At 48.5% G+C, this 23138-nt stretch carries 21 protein-coding genes and 1 pseudogene; 9 read left to right on the forward strand and 13 right to left on the reverse strand.

From position 1 onward, the window contains the following. Positions 1 to 151: 151 nt before the first annotated feature. Together AC4IE7_RS11775 and AC4IE7_RS11780 are read right to left on the reverse strand one after the other, a co-directional pair. Positions 152 to 802 carry a c-type cytochrome gene (locus AC4IE7_RS11775; RefSeq protein WP_490777043.1) on the reverse strand — a complete coding sequence of 217 codons (651 nt, stop codon included), beginning with the start codon at positions 800 to 802 and terminating at the stop codon, positions 152 to 154. Between the two features lie 90 nt (positions 803 to 892). Continuing rightward, positions 893 to 2155: a hypothetical protein gene (locus AC4IE7_RS11780; protein ID WP_490777044.1), complete on the reverse strand. Its 1263-nt coding sequence runs from the start codon at positions 2153 to 2155 to the stop codon at positions 893 to 895. A 736-nt stretch (positions 2156 to 2891) separates the two neighbouring features. On the opposite strand from AC4IE7_RS11780, the gene AC4IE7_RS11785 reads away from it, so the two are divergent. From AC4IE7_RS11785 to AC4IE7_RS11800, 4 genes are read left to right on the forward strand one after another with little or no spacing between them, the layout of a single operon-like run. Then, positions 2892 to 3110, forward strand: coding sequence for a DUF6116 family protein (locus AC4IE7_RS11785; RefSeq protein WP_490777045.1), 219 nt, complete (start codon positions 2892 to 2894; stop codon positions 3108 to 3110). A gap of 44 nt (positions 3111 to 3154) precedes the next feature. Continuing rightward, complete coding sequence (locus AC4IE7_RS11790) at positions 3155 to 3886, forward strand: ABC transporter ATP-binding protein (protein WP_490777046.1); 732 nt, start codon at positions 3155 to 3157, stop codon at positions 3884 to 3886. Positions 3887 to 3890: 4 nt separating this feature from the next. Continuing rightward, positions 3891 to 6254: an ABC transporter permease gene (locus AC4IE7_RS11795; protein WP_490777047.1), complete on the forward strand. Its 2364-nt coding sequence runs from the start codon at positions 3891 to 3893 to the stop codon at positions 6252 to 6254. Positions 6255 to 6256: 2 nt separating this feature from the next. Next, on the forward strand, positions 6257 to 7465 hold the full coding sequence (locus tag AC4IE7_RS11800) for an efflux RND transporter periplasmic adaptor subunit (RefSeq protein WP_490777048.1): 1209 nt from the start codon (positions 6257 to 6259) through the stop codon (positions 7463 to 7465). A gap of 27 nt (positions 7466 to 7492) precedes the next feature. On the opposite strand, the gene AC4IE7_RS11805 is transcribed toward AC4IE7_RS11800, so the two are convergent. After that, the gene (locus AC4IE7_RS11805) at positions 7493 to 8692 is read right to left on the reverse strand and encodes a GGDEF domain-containing protein (RefSeq protein ID WP_490777049.1); all 1200 of its coding nucleotides are present in this window, start codon (positions 8690 to 8692) and stop codon (positions 7493 to 7495) included. A gap of 656 nt (positions 8693 to 9348) precedes the next feature. Here AC4IE7_RS11805 and AC4IE7_RS11810 point away from each other — a divergent pair. The 5 genes and pseudogenes from AC4IE7_RS11810 to AC4IE7_RS11830 all read left to right on the forward strand — a co-directional run bounded on the left by AC4IE7_RS11810 (position 9349) and on the right by AC4IE7_RS11830 (position 13418). Then, complete coding sequence (locus AC4IE7_RS11810; RefSeq protein ID WP_490777050.1) at positions 9349 to 10122, forward strand: PEP-CTERM/exosortase system-associated acyltransferase; 774 nt, start codon at positions 9349 to 9351, stop codon at positions 10120 to 10122. Then, complete coding sequence (locus AC4IE7_RS11815) at positions 10109 to 10984, forward strand: ThiF family adenylyltransferase (RefSeq protein WP_490777051.1); 876 nt, start codon at positions 10109 to 10111, stop codon at positions 10982 to 10984. Before AC4IE7_RS11810 ends, AC4IE7_RS11815 begins: the two co-directional genes overlap by 14 nt. Before the next feature lie 412 nt (positions 10985 to 11396). Continuing rightward, on the forward strand, positions 11397 to 12107 hold the full coding sequence (locus AC4IE7_RS11820) for an SIMPL domain-containing protein (RefSeq protein ID WP_490777052.1): 711 nt from the start codon (positions 11397 to 11399) through the stop codon (positions 12105 to 12107). Between the two features lie 504 nt (positions 12108 to 12611). Further along, a pseudogene (locus AC4IE7_RS11825) lies at positions 12612 to 12932 on the forward strand (methyl-accepting chemotaxis protein); the annotation flags it as partial. 78 nt (positions 12933 to 13010) lie between these two features. Beyond that, positions 13011 to 13418, forward strand: a complete 408-nt coding sequence (locus AC4IE7_RS11830; protein WP_490777067.1) for a CZB domain-containing protein — start codon at positions 13011 to 13013, stop codon at positions 13416 to 13418. 57 nt (positions 13419 to 13475) lie between these two features. On the opposite strand, the gene AC4IE7_RS11835 is transcribed toward AC4IE7_RS11830, so the two are convergent. The 10 genes from AC4IE7_RS11835 to AC4IE7_RS11880 all read right to left on the reverse strand — a co-directional run bounded on the left by AC4IE7_RS11835 (position 13476) and on the right by AC4IE7_RS11880 (position 23094). After that, positions 13476 to 13928, reverse strand: coding sequence for a SufE family protein (locus AC4IE7_RS11835; protein WP_490777053.1), 453 nt, complete (start codon positions 13926 to 13928; stop codon positions 13476 to 13478). Between the two features lie 30 nt (positions 13929 to 13958). Further along, entirely contained in the window at positions 13959 to 14285 is a 327-nt protein-coding gene (locus AC4IE7_RS11840; RefSeq protein WP_490777054.1) for a HesB/IscA family protein, read from the reverse strand. Between the two features lie 45 nt (positions 14286 to 14330). Then, positions 14331 to 14669 carry an SUF system Fe-S cluster assembly protein gene (locus AC4IE7_RS11845; RefSeq protein ID WP_490777055.1) on the reverse strand — a complete coding sequence of 113 codons (339 nt, stop codon included), beginning with the start codon at positions 14667 to 14669 and terminating at the stop codon, positions 14331 to 14333. Between the two features lie 13 nt (positions 14670 to 14682). Further along, a complete protein-coding gene (sufD, locus tag AC4IE7_RS11850) occupies positions 14683 to 15993 on the reverse strand; it encodes a Fe-S cluster assembly protein SufD (protein ID WP_490777056.1) in 1311 nt (436 codons plus the stop codon). After that, positions 15990 to 16742, reverse strand: a complete 753-nt coding sequence (gene sufC / locus AC4IE7_RS11855) for a Fe-S cluster assembly ATPase SufC (RefSeq protein WP_490777057.1) — start codon at positions 16740 to 16742, stop codon at positions 15990 to 15992. The genes sufD and sufC overlap by 4 nt, the downstream gene beginning before the upstream one ends. A gap of 40 nt (positions 16743 to 16782) precedes the next feature. After that, positions 16783 to 18228 carry a Fe-S cluster assembly protein SufB gene (gene sufB, locus AC4IE7_RS11860; RefSeq protein WP_490777068.1) on the reverse strand — a complete coding sequence of 482 codons (1446 nt, stop codon included), beginning with the start codon at positions 18226 to 18228 and terminating at the stop codon, positions 16783 to 16785. 549 nt (positions 18229 to 18777) lie between these two features. Next, positions 18778 to 19479: a hypothetical protein gene (locus AC4IE7_RS11865; RefSeq protein ID WP_490777058.1), complete on the reverse strand. Its 702-nt coding sequence runs from the start codon at positions 19477 to 19479 to the stop codon at positions 18778 to 18780. Between the two features lie 111 nt (positions 19480 to 19590). Continuing rightward, positions 19591 to 20967: an L-serine ammonia-lyase gene (locus AC4IE7_RS11870; protein WP_490777059.1), complete on the reverse strand. Its 1377-nt coding sequence runs from the start codon at positions 20965 to 20967 to the stop codon at positions 19591 to 19593. Between the two features lie 193 nt (positions 20968 to 21160). Next, positions 21161 to 21868, reverse strand: a complete 708-nt coding sequence (locus AC4IE7_RS11875; RefSeq protein ID WP_490777060.1) for a hypothetical protein — start codon at positions 21866 to 21868, stop codon at positions 21161 to 21163. Between the two features lie 323 nt (positions 21869 to 22191). Continuing rightward, the gene (locus tag AC4IE7_RS11880) at positions 22192 to 23094 is read right to left on the reverse strand and encodes a LysR family transcriptional regulator (protein ID WP_490777061.1); all 903 of its coding nucleotides are present in this window, start codon (positions 23092 to 23094) and stop codon (positions 22192 to 22194) included. Positions 23095 to 23138 lie beyond the last annotated feature (44 nt).

Here is a 23138-nt window from a genome sequence, read left to right on the forward strand (position 1 = left end):
ATCAGCATTTTTTGGTGGGTCATGGCCCCACCCTACCTGTCCTTATAGGCGTAGGGTGGGGCCATGCCCCACCTATACAATGTTAATCATGCTGAGTAGCTTATCTTTATACTTCAGGCCTTAGCGATAAACGGATTCAAAAAGTAATCAGCTATTTTTTCGAAAGTAATCTTATGTAGCTGACAACCCCTTCGATCTCCTCTTCAGAGAGAATACCCTTCCAACCGGGCATCAAAGTTTTGCCTGGCGTCCCATAGGTGATCACTTCAGTCAAATAGCTATTTGGTTGCTTATCCATCTCAACACTGTTGGTGTGATTCTTCGCTTTCATAGACAACAATTCTGTCAACGGGCCATCGCCCTCTCCAGTTCTGCCATGACAGGCTGCACACTTTGCCATATAAACCTGCTGACCCACTTCGGGATCACCAGTCAAAGCATGCTTTGATTTTTGCAGAAAACGGATATAGGCAATCAGAGAATGTATTTGATTCTCAGGCATTGCCAACCCCCATTTTGGCATCTCGCTTTTCTCTGTACCGTGCTTGATGGTACCTTTGATCAGACCAAACAAGCGTGCATCATCGGTTTTGCCGTTAGTGGTAAGGTCTTCTGGCTCAGAGTCCAGTTTTTTTGCCAGGGGACCATCTCCTTTACCGCTGACACCATGACATAAAAAACAGGTTTGATTAAACAGGGTGTACCCTTCATAGGCACTTGCTGCTAAAACTGATGTTGAAATCAGACACAACGCACTGAACATCACTGCGAACTCGACAACTCTAGTAACAATTCTACTCATGAGTCTATCCTCATAGGTTTCTGACACTCCGCCCTCATGGCGAAGTTATCTGGGTATTGATTCGATAACCGATTAATAATCAACAGGGCATTAATAGCCGGCAAACAGCTGAAACAGCCATTTACTGTCACGCTCATCGGCACGGGAATCGATACCGCTTCCACTCTCTTTCACATAATAGAGCTCGAAACGGATATTCTGTGAGAACATATAGTTGCCGCCAATGGTTGTTGCATTGAACTTGTTGTCATCGTCAGAACCATCATCCAAGGTTCGATAGGCAAGAAATATATTCGCTTTATTAGGCAGCACGCCCAATTGCCCTAGTATCGCAAAAGAATCTGCATCTTCAGCACCATTACACACCCCACCATCTGCAAAATGTGTCAAACCGGTATTCGCTGCATCGGTACCTGAACATTGGCCAAAGCTACCGTAGAGCCCCAGCGGCATATTTCCGAGATTACCCTGCATCTGGGCATCAACCACCCAGCCATCCGTTGGAATAACACTATCATCTCCATGATTTTTCGCTTCAGCATCTCCGCTCCAGACCTGAACGCCAAAACCGGTATCCCAACTGCCGATAAAAGGGGTATAGGCCGCGCGAAAATAGTGGGCCAACCCTGAAGGTTTCACGGTTGTGTTGTTCTCCTCCCAACCAGGCACCCAGGGGGTATAATTTACAAAATAGTTATGACCTGAAGCCACCAGCGCTATACCCGTCGCTTCACCACTCCCCAAGCCCAAGGCTTGTGCAGCACTGAAACCCTTACGCTCTTCTATTGGACGTTGAGAACGCTGTGCTCCGGTATTCAGTAGTTCGAAACCATAACCCGCACCCAATCCGTCAGTTGAAAAGGGTATTACACTCAACTGTGTTGCGCCAAATTTGGCCACATTAAAGTGCACCTTAGTGGAGAGAAACGAGCTGCCATCCAACAAGCCGAGCTCCATAAGAAATCCAGCGTCCTTGGCCAACTTGCCACCTACCAGCAAGGCGGCCTCATCAGGCCACTCAATCCGGCCATAGTCGCTGCCTTCATCTGTATTGCCGTTGGTTTTCTGATAGCGAAGCTTGGTTACTACCGAGGCATTCAGCATCAGTGGCAAAGAGATATCATCTCCCTCAATCAGACCCTGGCCACCGGTAAGTGTGTACCCCCCAGCTCGAAACGAACGCCCAAATGAGTTCAGTGCAGGAAAGTGTTGGAAATGACAAGCGGTACAAGGCATGCTGGTTTGACGGGCAAACGCCGGTACTGCGGCTGCTTGCTCGTTTACCACCAAGCCACCCAAGAGTAGTAACAGGCACAAAGCTGTGCGATGTAGGTTTGCGAGGTTCAGACTCATTAATTTCTCCCATTTTGAAAATATGGGCCAGGCTGTATGCACTGAGATCCGATGTTCAAGCCATACTACGGAACAACGCCTCACTGACACCCCATATCCAGCCCGGCAGTTACTGCTCTCAAATAGCTCTTCTTAATTGGAGGCTGGAGCAGTTAATCCAGAATGGGCGAAGTGTTTTTTATAAAGCACAGGCAAACAAGCTGGCCAGATTGGCCAGAAAAAACCTGCTTACCTGAAATATTTAGAGTCGTACTTGTAACCAGCTGCAATCGCCCGTAATCGACATACCATGAAACAGCTGTATGGCATGTCGTTCACGCAAACCCCTTCTTATTTTTTTCTGCACGACACAGAACACCCCAATCCATCCTCACACGTTTCACTGATTGTTGCTGCCTTGACGCTCACTGCAGATTCAAAGAACCAATAACACCCAAGGCATGAATATTTCTGATTGTGAAACAGTTAATAGAAACCCTACCAATATGACTGTTTTATTATTATGGGCAGATACCCTACTTTTGGTGGGTAGCAATACCCCTACACCCCACCGCAAGAAAGATTGCTTTCTTCATCTTCATCAGCAACGAACCCCACTAATGTTTGGGATCCTCAGAAGAATTTACCGCTTGACGCTATTTTTCATTCAAAGCCAACCCCATTTTTTCTATCGAGCCTAAACTTCGCTAATATCAACAGATAGAGACAGATATAACCAACAAGCGGGCCAACAGCCATGCACTCAATACCGTTAATTGCCGCATTTTTGAAATTCGCAGACAAACTTCGCTTTCGACAGCTTTTCCTGCTTACTGCCAGCCTTTTCTTTCTCGACCTGTTGATTCCGGATTTTATTCCTTTTGCCGATGAACTGATCCTCGGGCTGCTTACCCTGTTATTCGCATCCTGGCGAAAACCAAAGCAGGAACAACAGGTCATTGAAAAGGAGGAGTAGAGGAGACTAAAGCTGATCTATACTTCTATCACATGGAGTAAGTCGTGAACTATTCAGGATCCAGCAAACCCTCAGAGATCACCCTGCAAGGTCAGGGGCTGACCAAGGTTTACCACACCGGCAGTGTCGATGTGCATGCCTTGAGAGGGGTGGATCTACAACTCAGGGAAGGTGAGCTGGTAGTACTGCTTGGCCCCTCCGGCAGCGGTAAATCCACACTACTCAACATCCTCGGCGGTTTGGATACGCCGAGCAGTGGTGAGGTCTATTTTCGCGATATGCAGATCACCACCGGTGATGAATCCACGCTGACCAGATACCGGCGGGATCATGTCGGTTTCGTATTTCAGTTCTACAATCTCATTCCCAGTCTCACTGCTCAGGAGAATGTCTCCCTGGTGACAGAGATTGCCACTCAGCCGATGGATCCAGCCGAAGCCCTCGCTTTGGTTGGCCTGGGTGAACGTCTGAATCATTTTCCCGCGCAACTCTCAGGGGGGGAACAACAGCGAGTTGCCATTGCCAGGGCCATCGCAAAACGACCCGATGTTCTACTCTGTGATGAGCCAACCGGCGCTTTAGACAGCCATACCGGTATTCTGGTGCTGGAGGCGATTGAGCGGGTCAACCGGGAGATGGGTACCACCACTGCTGTCATTACCCACAATAGTGTTATTGGCGGCATGGCAGACCGGGTACTTCACTTTGGTGACGGCCGGGTTGTAAACAGTGAGCAGAACAGCAGCCGACAGCAAGCTAATGAGTTAAGTTGGTAAACCGATGCGCGCCCTGAACCTGAAATTGCTACGCAACCTGTGGAAATTGAGAGGACAGGTTTTAGCGATTGCTGTGGTTATTGCCTCTGGTGTTGCTGTTCTGGTGATGTCGCTATCGGCACTCCAGGCACTACAGGATACTGCCGCCGCCTACTATGAGAGACAACGCTTCGCCGATGTGTTTGCCACGGTCAAGCGAGCCCCCAGTCGATTGGTTGAGCGCATAAGCACCTTGCCGGGAGTGCGTTCGGTTGAGGAGCGAATTCTACAGATGGCCACCCTCTCGATTGAAGGTTTCGAAGAGCCTGTTGTCGGACAATTGGTCTCTATCCCGGAACAGGGCGACCCACTCTTGAATCAGCTGGTTTTAAGATCCGGGCGATTGGTCACCCTTGGCCATCCAGACGAAGTGGTGCTCAACGAACCTTTTGCTGAAGCCCATAATCTACAGGTTGGAGATCAATTCAAAGCCTTGATGAACGGACATCAACGCACCCTCACCGTTGTTGGACTGGCCCTCTCACCGGAGTTCATCTACACCATTGGTCCAGGGGCACTGATGCCGGACAACAAGCGCTTCGGGATCATGTGGATGGGGCGGGAGGCTCTGGCTGCCGCCTATGATCTGGATGGCGCTTTCAATGAGATCAGTATTGGTTTGCTACACGGCACCAATCCGCAACAGATCATCGTAGCACTTGATCGGATTCTTGAGCGCTATGGCAGTCGTGGAGCGATAGCCAGAAAGAATCAGATCTCTAACTGGTTTCTGATGAATGAAATCGAGCAGTTAAAAACCATGTCGACCATTCTGCCCACCATCTTCTTAGCGGTGGCCGCTTTTCTCAGCAACATGGTTTTGAGTCGTCTGATCGCTACGGACCGTAGTGAAATCGGCCTCATGAAGGCGTTCGGTTACAGCAACTGGCAGGTCGCCTGGCACTACGCAAAAATGGTCATAGCGATGACCTCAGTAGGGATCATTCTGGGATGGCTGTTGGGTGCCTGGCTTGGGCGAGTAAATACCGAAATGTATGCCGAGTTCTTTCGCTTTCCTCTACTTATCTTCCGCCCGGATCCCGGTGTGTTTGCGATTGGTGCGGTGGTCAGTCTGGTTGCAGCACTTGTGGGCTCTCTGGGATCGGTTCGATACGCAGCAACCCTGCCACCAGCAGAGGCGATGAACCCACCCTCGCCGCCGATGTACCGCAAGAGCCGACTCTCCAGCAGCCGCCTGGCACTATGGCTCGACCAGCCGAGTCGAATCATACTGCGGCAGATATTCCGCACACCACTGCGCGCTCTGCTCACCACTATTGGCATCGCCCTGTCGGTATCGGTAATGGTCATGGCACTACAGTGGATCGACTCCATTGAAGAGATTGTGCAGGTCAATTTTTACGATACTCAGCGTCAGGACATGACTGTCGGCCTGGTCGAGAGCCAATCAGACAGCACCCTACACGAATTCAGACGTCTGCCCGGTGTACTTGCAGCAGAACCATTACGACTAAAAAGTGCCGACCTGAAATCTGCACATCTCAGCCATCGAGGGGCCATCGAAGGGATTCAACCAAACCCACAACTACAGCGGGTGTTCGATGCCAGCGGCCAGGTTGTATCTATCCCTCCTGAGGGCCTGCTGCTCTCCACAAAGCTGGCTGAAAAGCTCAATGTGAAAATCGGCGATTCGGTCTGGGTAGAGGTGTTGGAGGGTAAGCAGCCAAAGGCCTTGATCCCGGTGGTAAAACTGTTCGAGACCTATATGGGCATGCCTGCCTATATGCATATCCACGCTTTTAATCGGTTGATGGGAGAGGGTGCAAGTCTGGAGGCGGTCAACCTACTGGTGGATGACAGACAACTGCCACAGCTCTATCGTATCCTGAAATCACTACCCAAAGTCTCATCGGTCAATCTGAAGGATGCAGCTGTGCAGGAGTTCAACCGCACCATGGCAGAAACCCTGATGATCTATATCACCTTCTTCGCCGCCTTTGCCTGTGCTTTAGGATTTGGCGTAGTCTACAACAGTACCCGCATCGCCCTTTCAGAACGGGGACGTGAATTGGCTACCCTCAGGGTATTGGGATTTCAATCAGGGGAAATTTCCTACATCCTGCTGGGAGAGGCGGCACTATTGATCCTGGTCGGCCTACCCCTGGGTTGTTTCATTGGCCATGGCCTGGGCTGGCTGATGACAAACGCCATGAATACGGAGCTGTATCGTATTCCTCTGGTAATTAAAGCCGCCACAGACGCCACCGCAGTAATGGTTACACTCGGGGCTACCGCCCTCTCTGCCGCCGTTGTGCGGAGACGTCTCGACCATCTCGATCTGATTGCTGTACTAAAAACGCGTGAATGATTATGAGTGCACACTGGAAACGTATCACTATTTGGGGCGTGTTGAGCCTGATCCTGGTAGCTTCACTGATCTGGGCCTTCACTGCTAAACCTATTTCGGTTGACCTGCTGACCCTTGAACCTGGCGAACTGGTTGTCACCATCGATGAGGAGGGAGAAACCCGAGTCCGTGATGTCTTCACCCTCTCCGCCCCGATCAGCGGACGGGCGATGCGCATCGAGGCCGAGGTTGGGGATGAGGTGGTGGCCAATGAGACCCTGATTGCAGAAATCGAACCTATCGATTCGACCCTTCTCGATCCCCGCAGTGAAGCCCAGGCCAGGGCTGACATTCGTACCGCTGAAGCAAACCGAATCCTGGCGGATGCTGCTGTGAAAGAGGCCAGGGTTGAACTTGATTTTGCACTCAGTGAACTTAAGAGAGCCAAAAGTTTAAGAAATGATGCGGTAATCTCCGCCAGAGAACTGGAATCTGCAGAGCGCACCTACCTGACTCGTCAGGCAGCCATGGAGACTGCCATTGCCAATCGTCAGGCACGCCAGGCGGAACTCGATCGAGCCAATGCTGAACTGATCTCACCCGCTGAACCCCGCGGCAACAGCCAAGACTGCCAATGTGTACCGATCCGCTCGCCAGTCAATGGCCGTATCCTGAAAATTCATCATAAAAGCGAAGGCGTGGTCAGTGCCGGGGAGCATCTATTGGAGATTGGCGACCCTGGTAAGCTGGAGATTGTGGCAGACCTTCTCTCAACAGACGCGGTAAAAGTGGAACCGGGCCAACAGGTTTTCATTGAAAACTGGGGCGGAGATCAGACTCTCACCGGCAAGGTAAGACGTATTGAACCCTTTGGTTTCACCAAGATCTCTGCTCTGGGTATAGAGGAACAGCGGGTTAATGTAATCATCGACTTCACTTCACCCAAAGCAGATTGGATGCGTATAGCCCACGGTTATCAGGTGGACGTGCGAATCGTGCTATCCCAGGGAGAGAATATTTTGAAACTTCCCCTCACCGCACTCTTTCGTGATGGTAATGTATGGGCCGTATTTGTCGAACAGAACGGTGTTGCGAAACAACGACAGGTCACCATCGGCCGTCGTACTGGTTTCGAGGCGGAGATCATTGATGGGCTAACTTCGGGTGAACGCATCATCGTTCACCCGAGTGATAAAATAGCTGAAGGGGTGTTACTCGAAGCCAGAGAATAGAGCGCTTCGGAGTAAAACGAATCTTGATCAAACAGGCTCTGCTGTCTCTTTCTGATCCAACCCAACCCAGTGTATGGCTTCGCCATCGACACCAATACATCTTGCCCTACCAGTGGTCTTGGCGGTGTACATGCGGTGATCAGCCAACTCTATCTGCGACTTCCAGTCATTCAAATTGTCCTCCTGGACTTCAGCAACACCAATACTGGCGGTTACCGGGCCACCCTCAGGCCGTTCCCCGACACCTGCGTGCATAATTCTGCTCACCACATCATTAGCCTCACGTGGATCTGCTGTAGGCAGTACCACCACAAACTCTTCACCACCCCAACGAATCACACTATCCCCTTTCCGCACACTGTTACAGATCTGCTCGGAAGCGGCTTTAAGCACCTCATCACCTTTATCATGACCATAGGTGTCATTAACTGTTTTAAAATTATCAAGATCGAAATAGAGGATCGACATCGATGCCCCACCCATAGATGCCAGGCGGAACTGCAGATCCAACACCTCGATACCTGCACGCCGGGTTAGCATGCCAGTGAGTACGTCATAGCTTGCACGACTCACCTGGGAGAGCATGTAGCGCAATTGGGTCAGAGAAGAGAAGAGTGCCACACCAAGAATCAGAATAAGCAACCACATGGTGGAAACAGCATGAGGAATCTCAGCAGTGGAGTCGGGATAAGCTGAAATCAGGGTAATCAGAAACATCGGCACCGCATAGATCACAAACTCCAGCAGTGTCAGTGGAAAAAGGGTTAACCCGGCCACCATCACGAAGGGTAACAATCCGTAGAGCCCAGCGATAATCTGTTCCTGACTGCTCAGTGGGTAGTCTGAGATCCAATAGCCTGAGGCCAGATAAAATATCGGCGTTACCGCCAACATTCCAGCCAATAGCAGACGGGCAAGCGTCATTGTCGGCTCTCTGCGCGAAATCCAGGCGAGAATACCAAACACCAGACCAGAGACCAGCCTGATAGACAATAACCCACCCCACAGTGCACTGGGTAGAAACAGCAGGTCGATTATCGACCAAGCGGGCACCAGAATGGCAAAAACGACGCAAAAAAAGAAAACCCGGCTCTGTATGATTGCTGCTCGATGCCGGGAGATAGGTAGCCCATGATCCTTGGTAGTGAACAACTCGTAGAGTTGGTCAGCTGTGTAAATTCCCAATGATTCGCTAATTGTAATATACATCTTCTCTAAACTATTCATTCCATTAATCCCACAACATCGTGGTCGACAATATAGCGCTCATTGAGCGGTTTTCTTAATCACTTTGCACCTAATCCATGACACAGATCAAAAGAGACCGTTAATGACAAACCCATCCATTTGGGCTTTCCTGCCCAGAAAATGAGTTATCGGTAGCAACCGTCACACAAACCCACTGTGACCAAAAATTGAAATATTTTACACATTTACACACATTCAAACACGACGACACTCGCAAATTGAACTATATCTAAATTAGATATAACCAGCTTTTTACCGAATAGAGTTCGACTTTGCGATTCACAGCAGAAGGATAACCCCATGGGAATGACAACCGAAAGGGTAGGAATAGTCTCTGTTGATTGTGCCAGATCATTTAAAACAGCTTCTCTTATCGCTATGTTTAATCGATCTCCGATCGAACCATGAATCATCTTGTGGTGGCTGAACTACGCAGGGTCTGCATTGATCGACACCGTTATGGTGCGATGTTCCGCCCTCTTTTCAGTAAACCCTGCTGCCACACACCCAGTCAAGTTCCTGATCCAGTGTTTGTTTTTGGAGAATCAAGGAAAAAATTAAATAAAAGCCTCCGGATTTCAGGTAAAAAAACCAATAAAAATCAGATCTGGACGCGATACTTAATGGAGTGACACATGGAGAGTCTGGCTAACAATTTTTCTAAATACTTCCTACCTCGATACGCAGCCTCCCGACACCAGAAGCGTTTCTGCTACAGCATCAGATACAAGGTATACGCTGAAGAACTGGGATGGGAAGCAATCAACAACAGCCGTCTGGAGACAGATCATTGCGACAACTATGCGCATCACTGTCTGCTTGAACATAAGCGCACAGGTGATGTTGCCGGGTGCGTTCGATTAGTAGTACCGCAACCAGATCGTCGCGATGCTTATTTGCCTTATCGACTACATTCCATTCCCGAGATTGCTGATAGTAATTTGAACCAATCGCCATCGGCATCTGTTGGAGAGATATCCCGCCTGGCAGTTCCAGACCACTTTCGTCGCCGCTCAAATGAATCGGGCAGACCATTCATTCTCGATCAACACAACAGCAATACCATATTTACAGAGGAAGAGAGACGCAACTTCCCCAATATCGCCATTGGTCTCTACCTTTCTTCTATTGCATTGGCTGAGCTTTGCGAGCTTGAATTGGTACTGGTCGTCATGGAACCAAGATTACAGCGCCTCTTGAAACGCTACGGACTCCATTTCCAGAAGATAAGTGATCACTTTGAACTACAGGGAGAGAGAGCGCTTTTCGAGCTACCGCGAAATCAGTTAACCAGTCATATGCCTGATCAAATATTGGAACTTTATGAGTTGATCAAAGAGACTCTGGAACAACAGCCCTGGCAGGCACCGCAGCTTTCAATGCGGGTACACTCCAATGACAGGCTTTGACTATCAGACTGCCTTTTCAAGAAATATTGGCTGGGTAACAAAAGGGGAGCAGCAACGCTTGCGTCAAGCCCGAGTAGCGATCGCGGGGCTGGGTGGCGTTGGTGGCAGCCACCTGTTGACCCTGACCCGCCTTGGGATTGGTGAGTTTAATCTGGCAGATTTCGACACTTTTGCGGTTGAAAATTTTAATCGTCAGGCCGGCGCCAATCTCAACACTGTTGGCCAGCCAAAACTCGACTGCATGAGCCAGGCAGCACTATCCATCAATCCCGAGCTTAGAATCAGATCATTTCCAAATGGAGTGATACCGAGTCAGGCAATAGATTTTCTTGAAGGTTGCGATCTCTATCTGGATGGCCTCGATTTTTTTGCCATGGATGCCAGACGTGCTGTATTTGCAGCCGCTCATGAATTAGGCATACCAGCCGTCACAGCCGCCCCTTTAGGCATGGGTTCAGCACTGCTCTGTTTCCTTCCCGGCAAGATGAGTTTCGAATCCTATTTCCAACTCGAAAAGGCGGAAGAGTATCAACAATATCTAAGATTTTTAGTTGGGCTGGCTCCGGCAAGACTCCATCAAGCCTATTTGGTTGAACCGCAACGGATCGACTTGATTGCCAAACGCGGCCCATCTACAGCCATGGGGTGTGAACTGTGTGCCGGCATCGCAGCCAGTCAAGTGCTTAAACTGCTGTTGAACCGGGGCAGGGTTCCAGCAGCCCCCATAGGCCTACAATTTGATGCCTATCAAAATCGTTTGCGACAGACCTGGCGCCCCGGCGGAAATCGTCATCCACTACAGAGGCTGGCGATTTGGCTTGGCTCACGCCAACTGAAACTGACGACAATGGCGTCCGGTTAATTTTTAAACTATTTTTCAATCAATAAATAGATTTACTATCACTGCTTACTAATCAGATCATAAGTATTACGACACTCAGCCGTCGTGTGATAAGAGTGGAGAGTAATGTACAAATCGGACATCGTTTATGTGTGGCTGGGACATAGTTTATGTGTGGCTGGGACATAGTTTACTCCCCTCTCCCCTTGCGGGAGAGGGGTCGGGGGAGAGGGGGAGCATTCAATAACTGCATCAACAATCTACAATTCAAGGATTGATAGGGTAGTACGGTTTACACTGTAATTGCATCAAACCCTTGATGCTCACCCTCTCCCGTCAAGAGAGAGGGGCTTGAATGCTTGCTTTTGGGTGATTGAGAGTGAATGGGAAATAGCAGTGATTCGTTATATAAATAAGTTCATTCGGAGGCATTATGCGGCATAGATGGTTAAGAGAGACAACTGGCCTTATTTTCATTGGCCTACTGAGCGCCACTCAATCTCTATTCGCGGAAGAGAGTACGGTTCACTACGACCAGGTCAGGCTCAGCACCTCTGCGAAGATGGAAGTGGAGAATGATATACAGATTGCTGTGATGTATGCCCAAAAGGAGGGCTCTGACCTTGGCCAGTTGACCGATCAAGTCAATCAACTGATCACTCAAGCTTTACAAAAAGCGAAACAGCAGAAGAGTATTAAAGTCAGCACCCATAGCTACCAAACCTCACCCCGCTACCAAAAACAGCAACTCATTGGCTGGCGGGTACGCCAATCGATTCGGCTGGAGAGCCAGGAGAGTGAGGCTATGAGTAGCCTTTTGGGAAGCTTACAAGGGAGTCTCGCTCTGGAATCCCTCAGCTACAAGATCTCTACAGAGCGCCGGGAAGCGGTAGAAGAGAGACTCACCAATCAGGCAATCATGGCATTTCGCAAACGGGCTGAACAGATCACTCAGCAAATGCAACGCAGCCACTATCGTCTGCTGGAGATGAGCCTCCAGACAATCGACCAGTCACCCCAACCCTACCGCATGCGCGGCACAATGATGGCACTCGAAAGCAGCCCATCAGCACCAGCCATCGAGGCCGGCAGTCAAACCCTGAGCGTTGAAATCAGCGGTCGTATTGAACTTCAACTGGAGTGATCTATTGTCAGGCGTACCTGCCAAAGGTTTCACATGTGGGCCGTGCGGTATGTTCGGTAACTCTCAGAGCCCTGAATACCCCAATTATTCACCGAGCCTTGGTCAGATCGACTTCAAAAAAAATCATACCAGCCGATACCCCTTCTACTACAGCTCAATTGACAGCAGTTCTCAGCGAGGTTTGCCATGTTTGGCCTAAGCAGCAAAAAAACAATCACACAGCAGATGCAGCAGATATCTCAGCAAAGTGATCAGATTCAGGCTCTCGAACAACAGGTAGCCAACCTCACGGAAGAGAATGAAGTATTAAGGAACGAATCAGAAAGCTCAAAAACTGACCAGCAGTTACAGCAGCAATTATTCAGTAATTTCATCAGTTTTGGTGAGTCCTTTACGCAACTTCAACACTCCTTGAGCCATACCGCGAACTCCATGAAGGAGGAGAAGCAGAATGCCATCAAGGGTTCTGAAATCTCCTCTCAGGCTATCTCCGGGGTGGAAATAATGAGTAGTGAGATCGAAAATGTCACTGCAATTTCAAAGGAGAGCTCTGAGAGTGTAGTCAAGTTGAGCACTATTGCAGATAGCATCAGTAACTTCGTCTCTATCATTCAGGGAATTTCTGAACAGACCAATCTATTGGCACTGAATGCTGCCATAGAGGCTGCCAGGGCCGGTGAAATGGGACGCGGTTTTGCAGTTGTTGCCGATGAAGTGCGGAATCTTGCAGGCAGAACCCGCGAAGCGACATCCGAAATCGCCACACTGGTGGATACCATTACCCAAGAGACAAAGAAGTCTGTTGAGACCATGTCATCAGTCATGGATGTAACCGACAACTTCCAGACCCAGGTCTCCCAATCCATAGAAAAAATAAAGCAGCAATTTGAACTTTCGAAGATGATGGAGGGCACAATCGCCTCTACTTCGCTGCGGGCATTTGTCGAGCTTGCCAAACTGGATCATTTAATATTTAAGTTTGGTATCTATAAATCCTTCATGGGTCTAGCAGACCTTGATCCAGACTCATTACCGGATCACAAGAACTGCCGTCTGGGCGATTGGTACTACCAAGGGGAAGGTCTGGCCTGTTTCTCTCAACTGCCTGGATATCGTGAGATCGAAGCACCGCATAATGAGGTACACAAAAATGGTAAGCTTGCTTTGAAATGCGCCAATAACGGGGATCGCAAGGCAGGGATCGATGCTATCTCCCAAATGGAAGATGCCAGTATGAATGTACTTTCCAGCCTTGAACAACTGGCCCGGGCAGGAGAACAGAACTCAAACATTCTCTGCGCCAGTGAGTAACCCAAACTATTAAGGGCACCTCTATTAACTGCTTATGCCCTAAACCCGGCAACCCTTTCAGGTTGCCGTATCGTTGCTGCTCGTCACGGCAGCAGCTCTCTCAACCATCTTATCGACAATGGCATAGATACCTACGTGCCGGTTGGGGCTGAGATGCTCTTCCAGGCGCAGCCGTTTGAACAGACTATCCACATCCATATCCTGAATCTTTCCCAAAGTGAGATTCGACAACAGATCGATCAATAGTGCCAAAACACCTTTGATTATTGCTGTATCACAATCACCCGTAAATTGAATAAGTTGCGGATCAAGCTGATCCCTCTGAGCCTCCACATGCACTCTACTCATGCAGGGTTTGACCCAATTCTGCTCCGTTTTCATCTCATCCGGCATACGCGGAAGCTGCTCACCCAATTCGATCAGATACTGATAACGTGCTTCCCAATCTTCAAGAAACTCAAAGGTTTCGACGATATGTTCAATGCTCTCGGCATTTGATAGCGTAGTCATAGTCTGACAATCCACAGCAGGCGAAAACCGTCATACACTGAACGATTCACCACAGCCACAACTCTCCTTAACATTAGGGTTAATAAATTCGAACCCTTCATTGAGTGCGTTCTCCTTTACATAGTCAATGGTCATGCCATCCAGCATAGAGAGACTACTGCTATCAACCACCACCTTCACACCATGACTTTCAAAAACATTGTCATCGTCATCGACATGCTCAGCATAATCGACAATATAGGCAAAACCTGTGCAGCCACTTTTTTTCGTACCCAGTCGCAAGCCAATACCAGAACCATGACTCGCCAACATTTTTTCTACATGTCTGGCAGCATTATCTGTTAATTCTATAGACATCTTTACACCTCATTAATCCAGTGACTTGCGCGGAGGGTCAATAACCTACATCAAACCTAACTGCAACAAAGCCTCTTCACTCATTCGCTCTTTGCTCCAGGGAGGATTCCACACCAGACGTATCGTGGCATCACGCACACCCGGCACTGCATCGACTACCCGGCCTACCTCTTTGGGTAAAGTACCCGCTACAGGACAGGCAGGAGCAGTGAGCGTCATCTCCACCTCAACTCTGCCCTGATCATCTACATCCAACCGATATATCAATCCAAGATCATAGATATTTACCGGAATCTCCGGGTCATAAACGGTTCTTAGAGCATCGATCAGATCATCCCGAGATGGGGGTTCTGCTTCGCTTTTATTGGTGCTAAAAAAGTTCAACCTGGAATCCTCATCAAGATTCAGCCAACGTCTCCTGAAAGCTTACTCTTTGATTTAATATTTCTATCAGTTCCGGATGTTCAAATCGCTCTACCACATCTGCAATAAAACCCTGGCACAGCAGTCGCTTTGCCTGCTCCTCATTGAGTCCACGGGAACGCATATAGAACATCGCCTGTTGATCCAACTGGCCAACTGTCGTGCCATGACTACACACTACATCATCAGCCAGAATCATCAGCTGAGGCTTGGTGTCCACTTCAGCACGCCGTGACAGCATCAGATTGGCATTATGCAAATGGGCTTCACTCTTTTGCGCCTGTTCGCCCACCTGAATCAGTCCATCGAAAACGGCTCTGCCAGAGCCACGCAGAATGCCTTTGAAATTTTCTCTACTTGTGCAATGTGGCACCTGATGATCGACATCAAGATGATAATCACTCAATTGACCATCACTAACCAGATAGAGCCCATCCAACTCACAATGGGCATCGGCTTGCATAAAACGATTATGCAGAACCGTGCGTGACCATCGACTACCAACCGCAGCATTGACCCCTCGATAGTTGGCCCTCGCCTGTAATGCGATATGAATATCGCTTAGATGGTAAGCCTGGTCACTCTCCATTTGCAGTCGCTTATGAGTGAGTTGAGCTGATTCAGCCAAACTGATCTCATACACAAGGTGATTGAAACTGCTGATGCCCTCTTGCAGTGACTGATATCGTTCAATCAACTCAGCATCAGCCCCCGTTTCCATTAGTATCAGGTGGCGTGTAGGAATTTTACAGCCAGTTGCCTGACGACTGGTCAAGTGCAGAAGTTCAATAGGAGCACTCAGCTTGACCCCCTCGAGCACCTGAATCAGAGCACCATCCTGAAAACCGGCAAGATTGAGGGCGGCAAAGCCATCCTCCCCCAGTCCGGTCTGTGATCCCACTGCCTCGAGCACCCTTCGATTGCCTTCAGCCAGAGCGGATTTCAAGCTGCTGATCTTGATCCCTGTATGCTGACACTCGGAGAGTTGGGCCTGGTAGAGCCCATCGACAAAGACCAGGCGGCCAGCAACCGGCTGTTTAAGGAAGTGCGTTTCAACTTCCAGCTGATTCACCGTGATGTCAGCAGGTGGTGTTGCAAAATCCTGCTTTAGCAGACCCTCAACAGAGGTATAGCGCCAGGCTTCAAGACGTGGATTGGGGTAACCCAGCTCCTCAAATCGCGCCAATGCCGCCAGACGTCGATCAAACAGACCATCATCCGGTTTCATCAGGCATTCGATGCTGTTTCGCGCCTTGCTTTTGTACTCTTCTAATGGGGCGTTCACGCAGCAGCCTCCTCTAGAAGCCAGCCATAGCCTTTGGCCTCCAACTCCAGGGCCAACTCCTTACCCCCAGAGCGGATGATCCGACCACCAGCAAGCACATGCACTCGATCAGGTTCGATATAGTCCAGCAGTCGCTGGTAGTGGGTCACCACAATCATTCCCCTATCCGCAGAGCGCAACATATTGACCCCATCGGCCACTGTGCGTAGTGCATCAATATCAAGCCCGGAATCGGTCTCATCCAGAATCGCAAGATTGGGCTCCAGCATCGCCATTTGCAGGATTTCATTACGTTTCTTTTCGCCACCTGAAAACCCTGCATTCACTGAACGCTTCAGCAGTTTTTCATCCAGCTTCACCAACCTTGCCTTCTCTTTAACCTGCTTCATAAAACTCAGAGTATCGATCTCGGGTTCGCCTCTGGCCTTACGTATTGAATTCATCGACTCTCGCAAGAAGGTCATGTTGTTCACACCAGGCAGTTCCACTGGATACTGCATCGCTAAAAATAGTCCTTTTTGAGCGCGCTCTTCAGGCTCAAGCTGCAGCAGATTAATCCCCATATAGGAGACTTCTCCACCCGTTACGGTATAGCCATCCCTACCCGAGAGGATATGTGCCAAAGTACTCTTACCAGAGCCGTTCGGCCCCATGATGGCGTGTACTTCACCTGGCTTGATCTCAAGATCAATACCTCGCAGGATCTCTTTACCCTCTACGTTGGCGGTCAAACTCTTAATCGATAACATCTCTATATCCTCACTCATACTGCATTGTGTCGAAAACTGTTTAACCAACAGCCCCTTCCAGGCTCACTGCCAGCAGTTTCTGGGCCTCAACCGCAAACTCCATCGGTAACTCTTTGAAGACCTCTTTACAAAAACCGTTGATGATCATCGACACGGCATCTTCTTCAGAGAGACCCCGTTGCCGACAATAAAAAAGTTGATCCTCACTGACCTTGGAGGTGGTTGCTTCATGCTCCACCTGGGCCGTGGGATTCTTCACTTCGATATATGGAAAGGTATGTGCGGCACAACGATCACCGATCAACAGAGAGTCGCATCGGGTATGATTGCGCGCGTTTTCTGCTTTGGCTGCCACCCTGACCAATCCCCGATAGGTATTACTGCTTTTCATTGCAGATATGCCTTTTGAGACAATGGTGCTACGGCTGTTCTCACCAATATGGATCATTTTGGTGCCGGTATCTGCCTGCTGGTAACCCTTGGTCACTGCAACAGAATAGAATTCACCCACACTATCCTTACCACGTAGTATGCAGCTGGGATATTTCCAGGTAACCGCAGAGCCGGTCTCAACTTGAGTCCATGAGATGTGTGAGCGGTCACCCCTGCAATCTCCACGCTTGGTGACAAAGTTGTAGATGCCACCGCGACCCTGCATATCCCCTGGATACCAATTCTGAACCGTTGAATATTTGATCTTCGCATCGTCAAGTGCCACCAACTCAACGACTGCTGCATGCAACTGATTTTCATCCCGCATTGGAGCAGTACAGCCCTCAAGATAACTCACCTCACCAGCCTCTTCCGCTACTATCAGGGTGCGTTCAAACTGCCCCGTCCTGGCTTCGTTTATGCGGAAATAGGTGGATAACTCCATTGGGCATTTAACCCCCTTGGGGATGAATACAAAGGTTCCATCACTGAACACCGCACTGTTGAGCGCAGCAAAAAAGTTGTCTTTATAGGGCACTACCGAGAACATGTATCGCCTTACCAGTTCGGGATATTCACGCAACGCTTCTGACATGGAACAGAAGATGACCCCTGCCTCGCTGAGGCTCTCACGAAAGGTAGTGGCAACCGATACGCTATCGAATACTGCATCAACTGCAACACCCGCCAGAGCTTTCTGTTCGTCGATTGGTATTCCCAGTTTCTCGTAGGTCGCAAGCAGTTCAGGATCGACCTGATCCAGACTTTCAAGCGCAACGGGGCGCTTTGGTGATGAGTAGTAAGAGATCCCTTGAAAATCGACTGGAGGATGGTTGATTTTTGCCCATTCCGGCTTCTCCATGGTTAACCAGTATCGGTAGGCTTCAAGGCGCTTCTCCAGCATCCACTCCGGCTCATCCTTACGGGCTGAGATGGCGCGAACCACCGCTTCACTAAGACCCGGAGGGAAGGTATCGGATTCGATTTGTGTAACGAAGCCTTGAGCATATTCACTCTCTATCAACTCTTCCATTTCTGTAGTGGTTTGACTCATCATCTACTCCAATTTAACTCTGTGGAAGATTTGCATTACATCTAGAAAACGAATGCTTTTGAGAACTATGGCGACAACGGCTACCCCCGAGATAGAGGCACAGAGCCGTTGTAAAGAGGCCAACCAAGATAAATACAATGCCCAATTCGAATGCAGCCAAAATCAGGAACAGTATGCCGAATGCTGCACTGATGGCACTCAGTAGAAGCACTGGACCACCACAGCACTGGGGTGAAAAAAATCTGTTTAAACCATTCATCGCAAAATACCTCTGTCCCAGAACGCCAGGGACAACACATAATAACATAGTAATATAGTCAGGTATTATGATTTGCAAGCTGTAAACCCAAGAGGAATACAGGGGAATAGATGAAACAACCACTTATAGGGGATTTGTTTTTTCTAATAAATCAAACAGATAGATAACTTCGCGTTAAAAGTTATTGCAAGACTACCCTGATAGCATAGGGGTTACAGAGTATGATTTTATTGCATAAAGACTAGCGGCAGATTCGCAATGTTGCAGCTAAGCTGCCTTCTCTGACAGCCTCAACCTTCAAGTATCGACTTCACACCCTTCGAAATGAGCCTTTCATAGAGAAATTTTTTCTTTCCATCCACATTGACACCTAAACCACCCATCATGGTGAAAAGGTCATCGATAATGATCTCGGAGATATGTTGACCATCCTGTAGTGAGCCCTCAAGATCCCTGTTCATCGCCAGCATACAGGCCAGCGCGCCAATAACGTTCATCTGGTCCAACTCCAAATTATTGCTATCCAATGGCTCGGATTGTGGGGATACCTGCTCGGGCTCTTCGGGCAAGATACCGATGGTCGTACAGATCTTATGCAGATCGTCCTGATGAAAGCTGATATCCGCTGGGTAGTTGAATGAATTCTCACCCTTTTCGACAGCGAGACCGATCAGTAACTCCTCATCAAATACCAGGAACTTGCGAAAAAGTTCTTCTCTGATGATGCCGTTTATACTCATGTGGTGATCGATCAGTGCACTGCTGCAGGTAACAGAGACACCTCTTTTCAGCTCCTTGACATCAGCAGGATAGAGCCTCAAAAATCCATCAACATAGACACGTTCATATGAGCGCTCTTCCACTTCAACTGATGCAAATCCTGCAAAATGAAAATAGAGTCGATCAATCTCCCTGAGCACCTTTTCATCGCCAGCAAAGTGGCTGGCATCTTCCCAACTAAAAAATATACCGGCTTCGCTCGCGAGGCTCATGGTGCTTCCATCTCCTAACTTATCCATATCCAGGCTTGATTCTAACCATTTATATTGGCTAAAGAAAAGCAAACCACACTTTAAATCTATTTATGTCAGACTTAGCTCTTATCAGCACTCAACAAGATTGACCGCCAAGCCACCACGGGAGGTCTCTTTATATTTTGTCTGCATATCAGCACCGGTCTCACGCATGGTCATGATCACCTTGTCCAGGGAGATAAAATGGGAACCGTCACCCCGCAGGGCCATTCTTGAGGCATTTATCGCTTTAACTGCCCCCATCGCATTTCGTTCTATACAGGGAACCTGTACCAGCCCCCCTACTGGATCGCAGGTCAAACCCAGATTGTGCTCCATGCCGATCTCTGCGGCGTTTTCGACCTGTTGTGGTGTACCACCCAAAACTTCGGTCAGAGCCCCTGCAGCCATGGAACAGGCTGACCCGACCTCTCCCTGACAACCAACCTCGGCCCCCGATATGGATGCATTCTCTTTATAGAGTATGCCGATGGCACCGGCACAGAGCAGGAAACGAACTATCCCATCCTCACTGGCGCCTGGAGAGAAGCGCCAGTAGTAGTGCAATACCGCAGGAATAATCCCCGCAGCACCATTGGTCGGGGCAGTGACGACCCTGCCCCCTACTGCATTCTCTTCGTTGACTGCAAGGGCAAAGAGATTGACCCAATCCATGGTACCCAATGGCACAGTAGTCAGTTCACTATCATTACTTAACTGGCGAAATAACCTCGGGGCTCTGCGCTTGACCTTCAGGCCACCAGGTAACAGACCTTCACTGACACAGCCCTTTTCAACACACTGCTGCATGACCTGCCAGATCTGCAGCAACTTCTGCCTGATCTCAGCTTTCTCCCGCCACACACACTCGTTCTCCAACATCAACTGACTGATAGAGAGGCCATGCTCTTCGCACTGACCGAGTAACTCACGGCCACTTTTAAATGGATATTTCTGTGGTGATTGATCCTCTACTATCTGCGGTTGACCCTGCTCATCCGTCTGCACCACAAAACCACCCCCCACAGAGTAGAATTGCGCTTCCCGCAGAGAGGCCCCTGCCTCATCCAGGGCAATGAATTGCATCCCATTGGGGTGTAGACCCAATTGCTTCCTACGAAAGAAAACCAGATCGTTTTCGGGATCAAAACGGATAGTATGGCCACCATGGAGTTCGATCTCTCTCTCAACACGGACCCGGTCCATACGCAGCGGGATCGCCTCAACTTCAACCTGATCCGGCGTCTCACCCTGTAATCCGAGAATCAGCGCCTTATCCGTACCATGCCCTTTTCCGGTTGCACCCAGTGAACCATAAAGTTCAATCTTCAAGCGCTGCATTTTTGTTAGCTGACCTGCTTCAGTAAGCTGCTCTATGAAGCGTTTTGCAGCCAACATCGGGCCTACGGTATGGGAACTCGAAGGTCCGATGCCGATTTTGAATAGATCAAACACACTGACAGCCATGACACTTCTCCTCTATTCCCAAATAGCATGGGAAATCTGTTAGGGACTCTAAACATCTCATAACCGGCAATAACAATATACCTACTGTGTATGTAGTTTGACTCTGCGTGGCATATCCTTACAAAACGATTCAAAGTAGTATTCAAGAACAACTCCCTCTCCTAGCGAGAGAGGATTGGCGTGACAAGAATTGCTAAATTTTAGCTTCGATTTTCATTTTAAATGAAGTTGCATGCTTTTTATTGAAACAATTGACCTTAATGTAGTAGTCCCCTGGCATAAGAAAATGATCTTCTGTCCCTCGACCAGATCTATAATTACCACTAGCAATAGTTCTCTCTTTATTAGTAACTAAATACATACTGAGCATTTGAGAGTTTTTGTGGAACCCAATTTTTACAGATACCGGTTGTTTAACTGAAAAGCGGTAAAAATGTTGCACTTCACCTTCAATAAAATCCTGCACCTCAATTTCGTCTGGAACATAACCTAAAAACTTAGCGTTTTTTATTGACACATACCCCTTTTTATTGCCTTCTGATGATGAAGGAGAAGACTCGAATACGGCATCTAGTATGCGTCCAATATGCTTTTGTGTGCATTCCCTTACATCCTTATCGCCAATTATTCTAAGATCCTCTTGTAAAGCGGTTGCCCCCTTTGATTCACGTGCATTTAATGTAATAGAGCCACTTCCTTTTGGTTTGAAATTCTTAATAGTAATATTTCCACTTGCATCAGCAGAAATTCCATATTCAGTTCCAGATAAACATAAGTTCTCTACTATTTTTACTGCTTCTTCAATTTTTGATGGTTCTGCGGCATATAACGAAATCGGAAGTACGACCGCTACATAAAAGAAGATAAATCGATATTTTATTAAAATCCTTGCGCACTGCATTACTGTCCTCCATGTAATAATAAATTGAAAAGTGATGCTATCGTTTAATTTAAGTATACCCCTATAGTTGAATGGAACCGCTCCACGTAAAATAAATGAACAATCTGAGATTAATCCTTTCAGCCTAACAGTACCACCTTCCTAAGAAGGATATTTCATCTATCTAGCCAAGCCTGGGTACGATAACAAAAAGAATATCCTAAAAACTAAGAACATCAAAATAACTCGATTCACTACGCTATAAATATACCCTGTTTAAGTGCAGTTTGGTTCTGCTCACACTCTATTGGCATGTTTGTTGTTCACCAAGCACCTGAAGATGCCTAATAATGTTCAGAGTTGATAACATGGGCCTTACCCATCGCTATGAACTGTTGCTGATAGGTCAAATCCCTATCTTCTTTACGATATGCCGCATAGAGCCTGCGCCGCATACCCTTACGCCCCAGGCGAAGACGTTTCAAAGGAAGTGAACCACAAGCCCTAATGGCCAACCAGTCCGGCAATGCCGTCACACCACGAGACAAGGCTACCAGCTGCAGCATGATTTCAATCGATTCAATCTGCTTCTGTTCAGCTGGTTTGAATCCCGCAGGCCAGAGAAAACCGTTAAGAATATCAAGTCGTTCAGCCTCCACAGGAAAAGTGATCATGGTTTCATCTGCAAGCTGTTGCGGGGTAACCCAATCCCGCTCAGACAAAGGATGAGTATCAGGCACCAGGAGTAGCAGCTCATACTCAAACAGGGTCTCATAGACCAAGCCAGGATGATCAACCCGGTCAGGGGTTATAAGCATATCGATATGAAAATTGAGCACCCCTTCGAAACCACTGAACCGGAATCGCTGAAAGATATCCACATCCACCTCTGGGTTCGATTTCAGATAGGCCGCCATGACACCGGTAAGCCACTCATAACAGGGGTAACACTCCACCCCAAGACGCAACACACCCCGCTTCCCTTGCGCATAGGCCTTCAGAGTACGCTCACTCTGTTGCAACAAGGGCAGAATCTTCTCTGAGGTCTCAAGCAGCAGGCTGCCAGCTCTGGTCAGGCGCAACCTTCGTCCCTCTTTAACCCAGATCTCCACCCCCAATTTCTTTTCAAGGTAGCGTATCTGGTGAGACAGAGCTGATTGGCTCAAGCAGAGCGCATTGGCGGCTTTGGTCAATGTTCCATGTTGCTGTAGAGCAGAGACGATTCTGAGATGGGCAAGGTCTATCATATATGTAATTTATTCATAGGTTCGGCAATATTCATCATTATATC

It is taken from the genome of Candidatus Thiodiazotropha sp. AKAK3 (genome assembly GCF_058244645.1).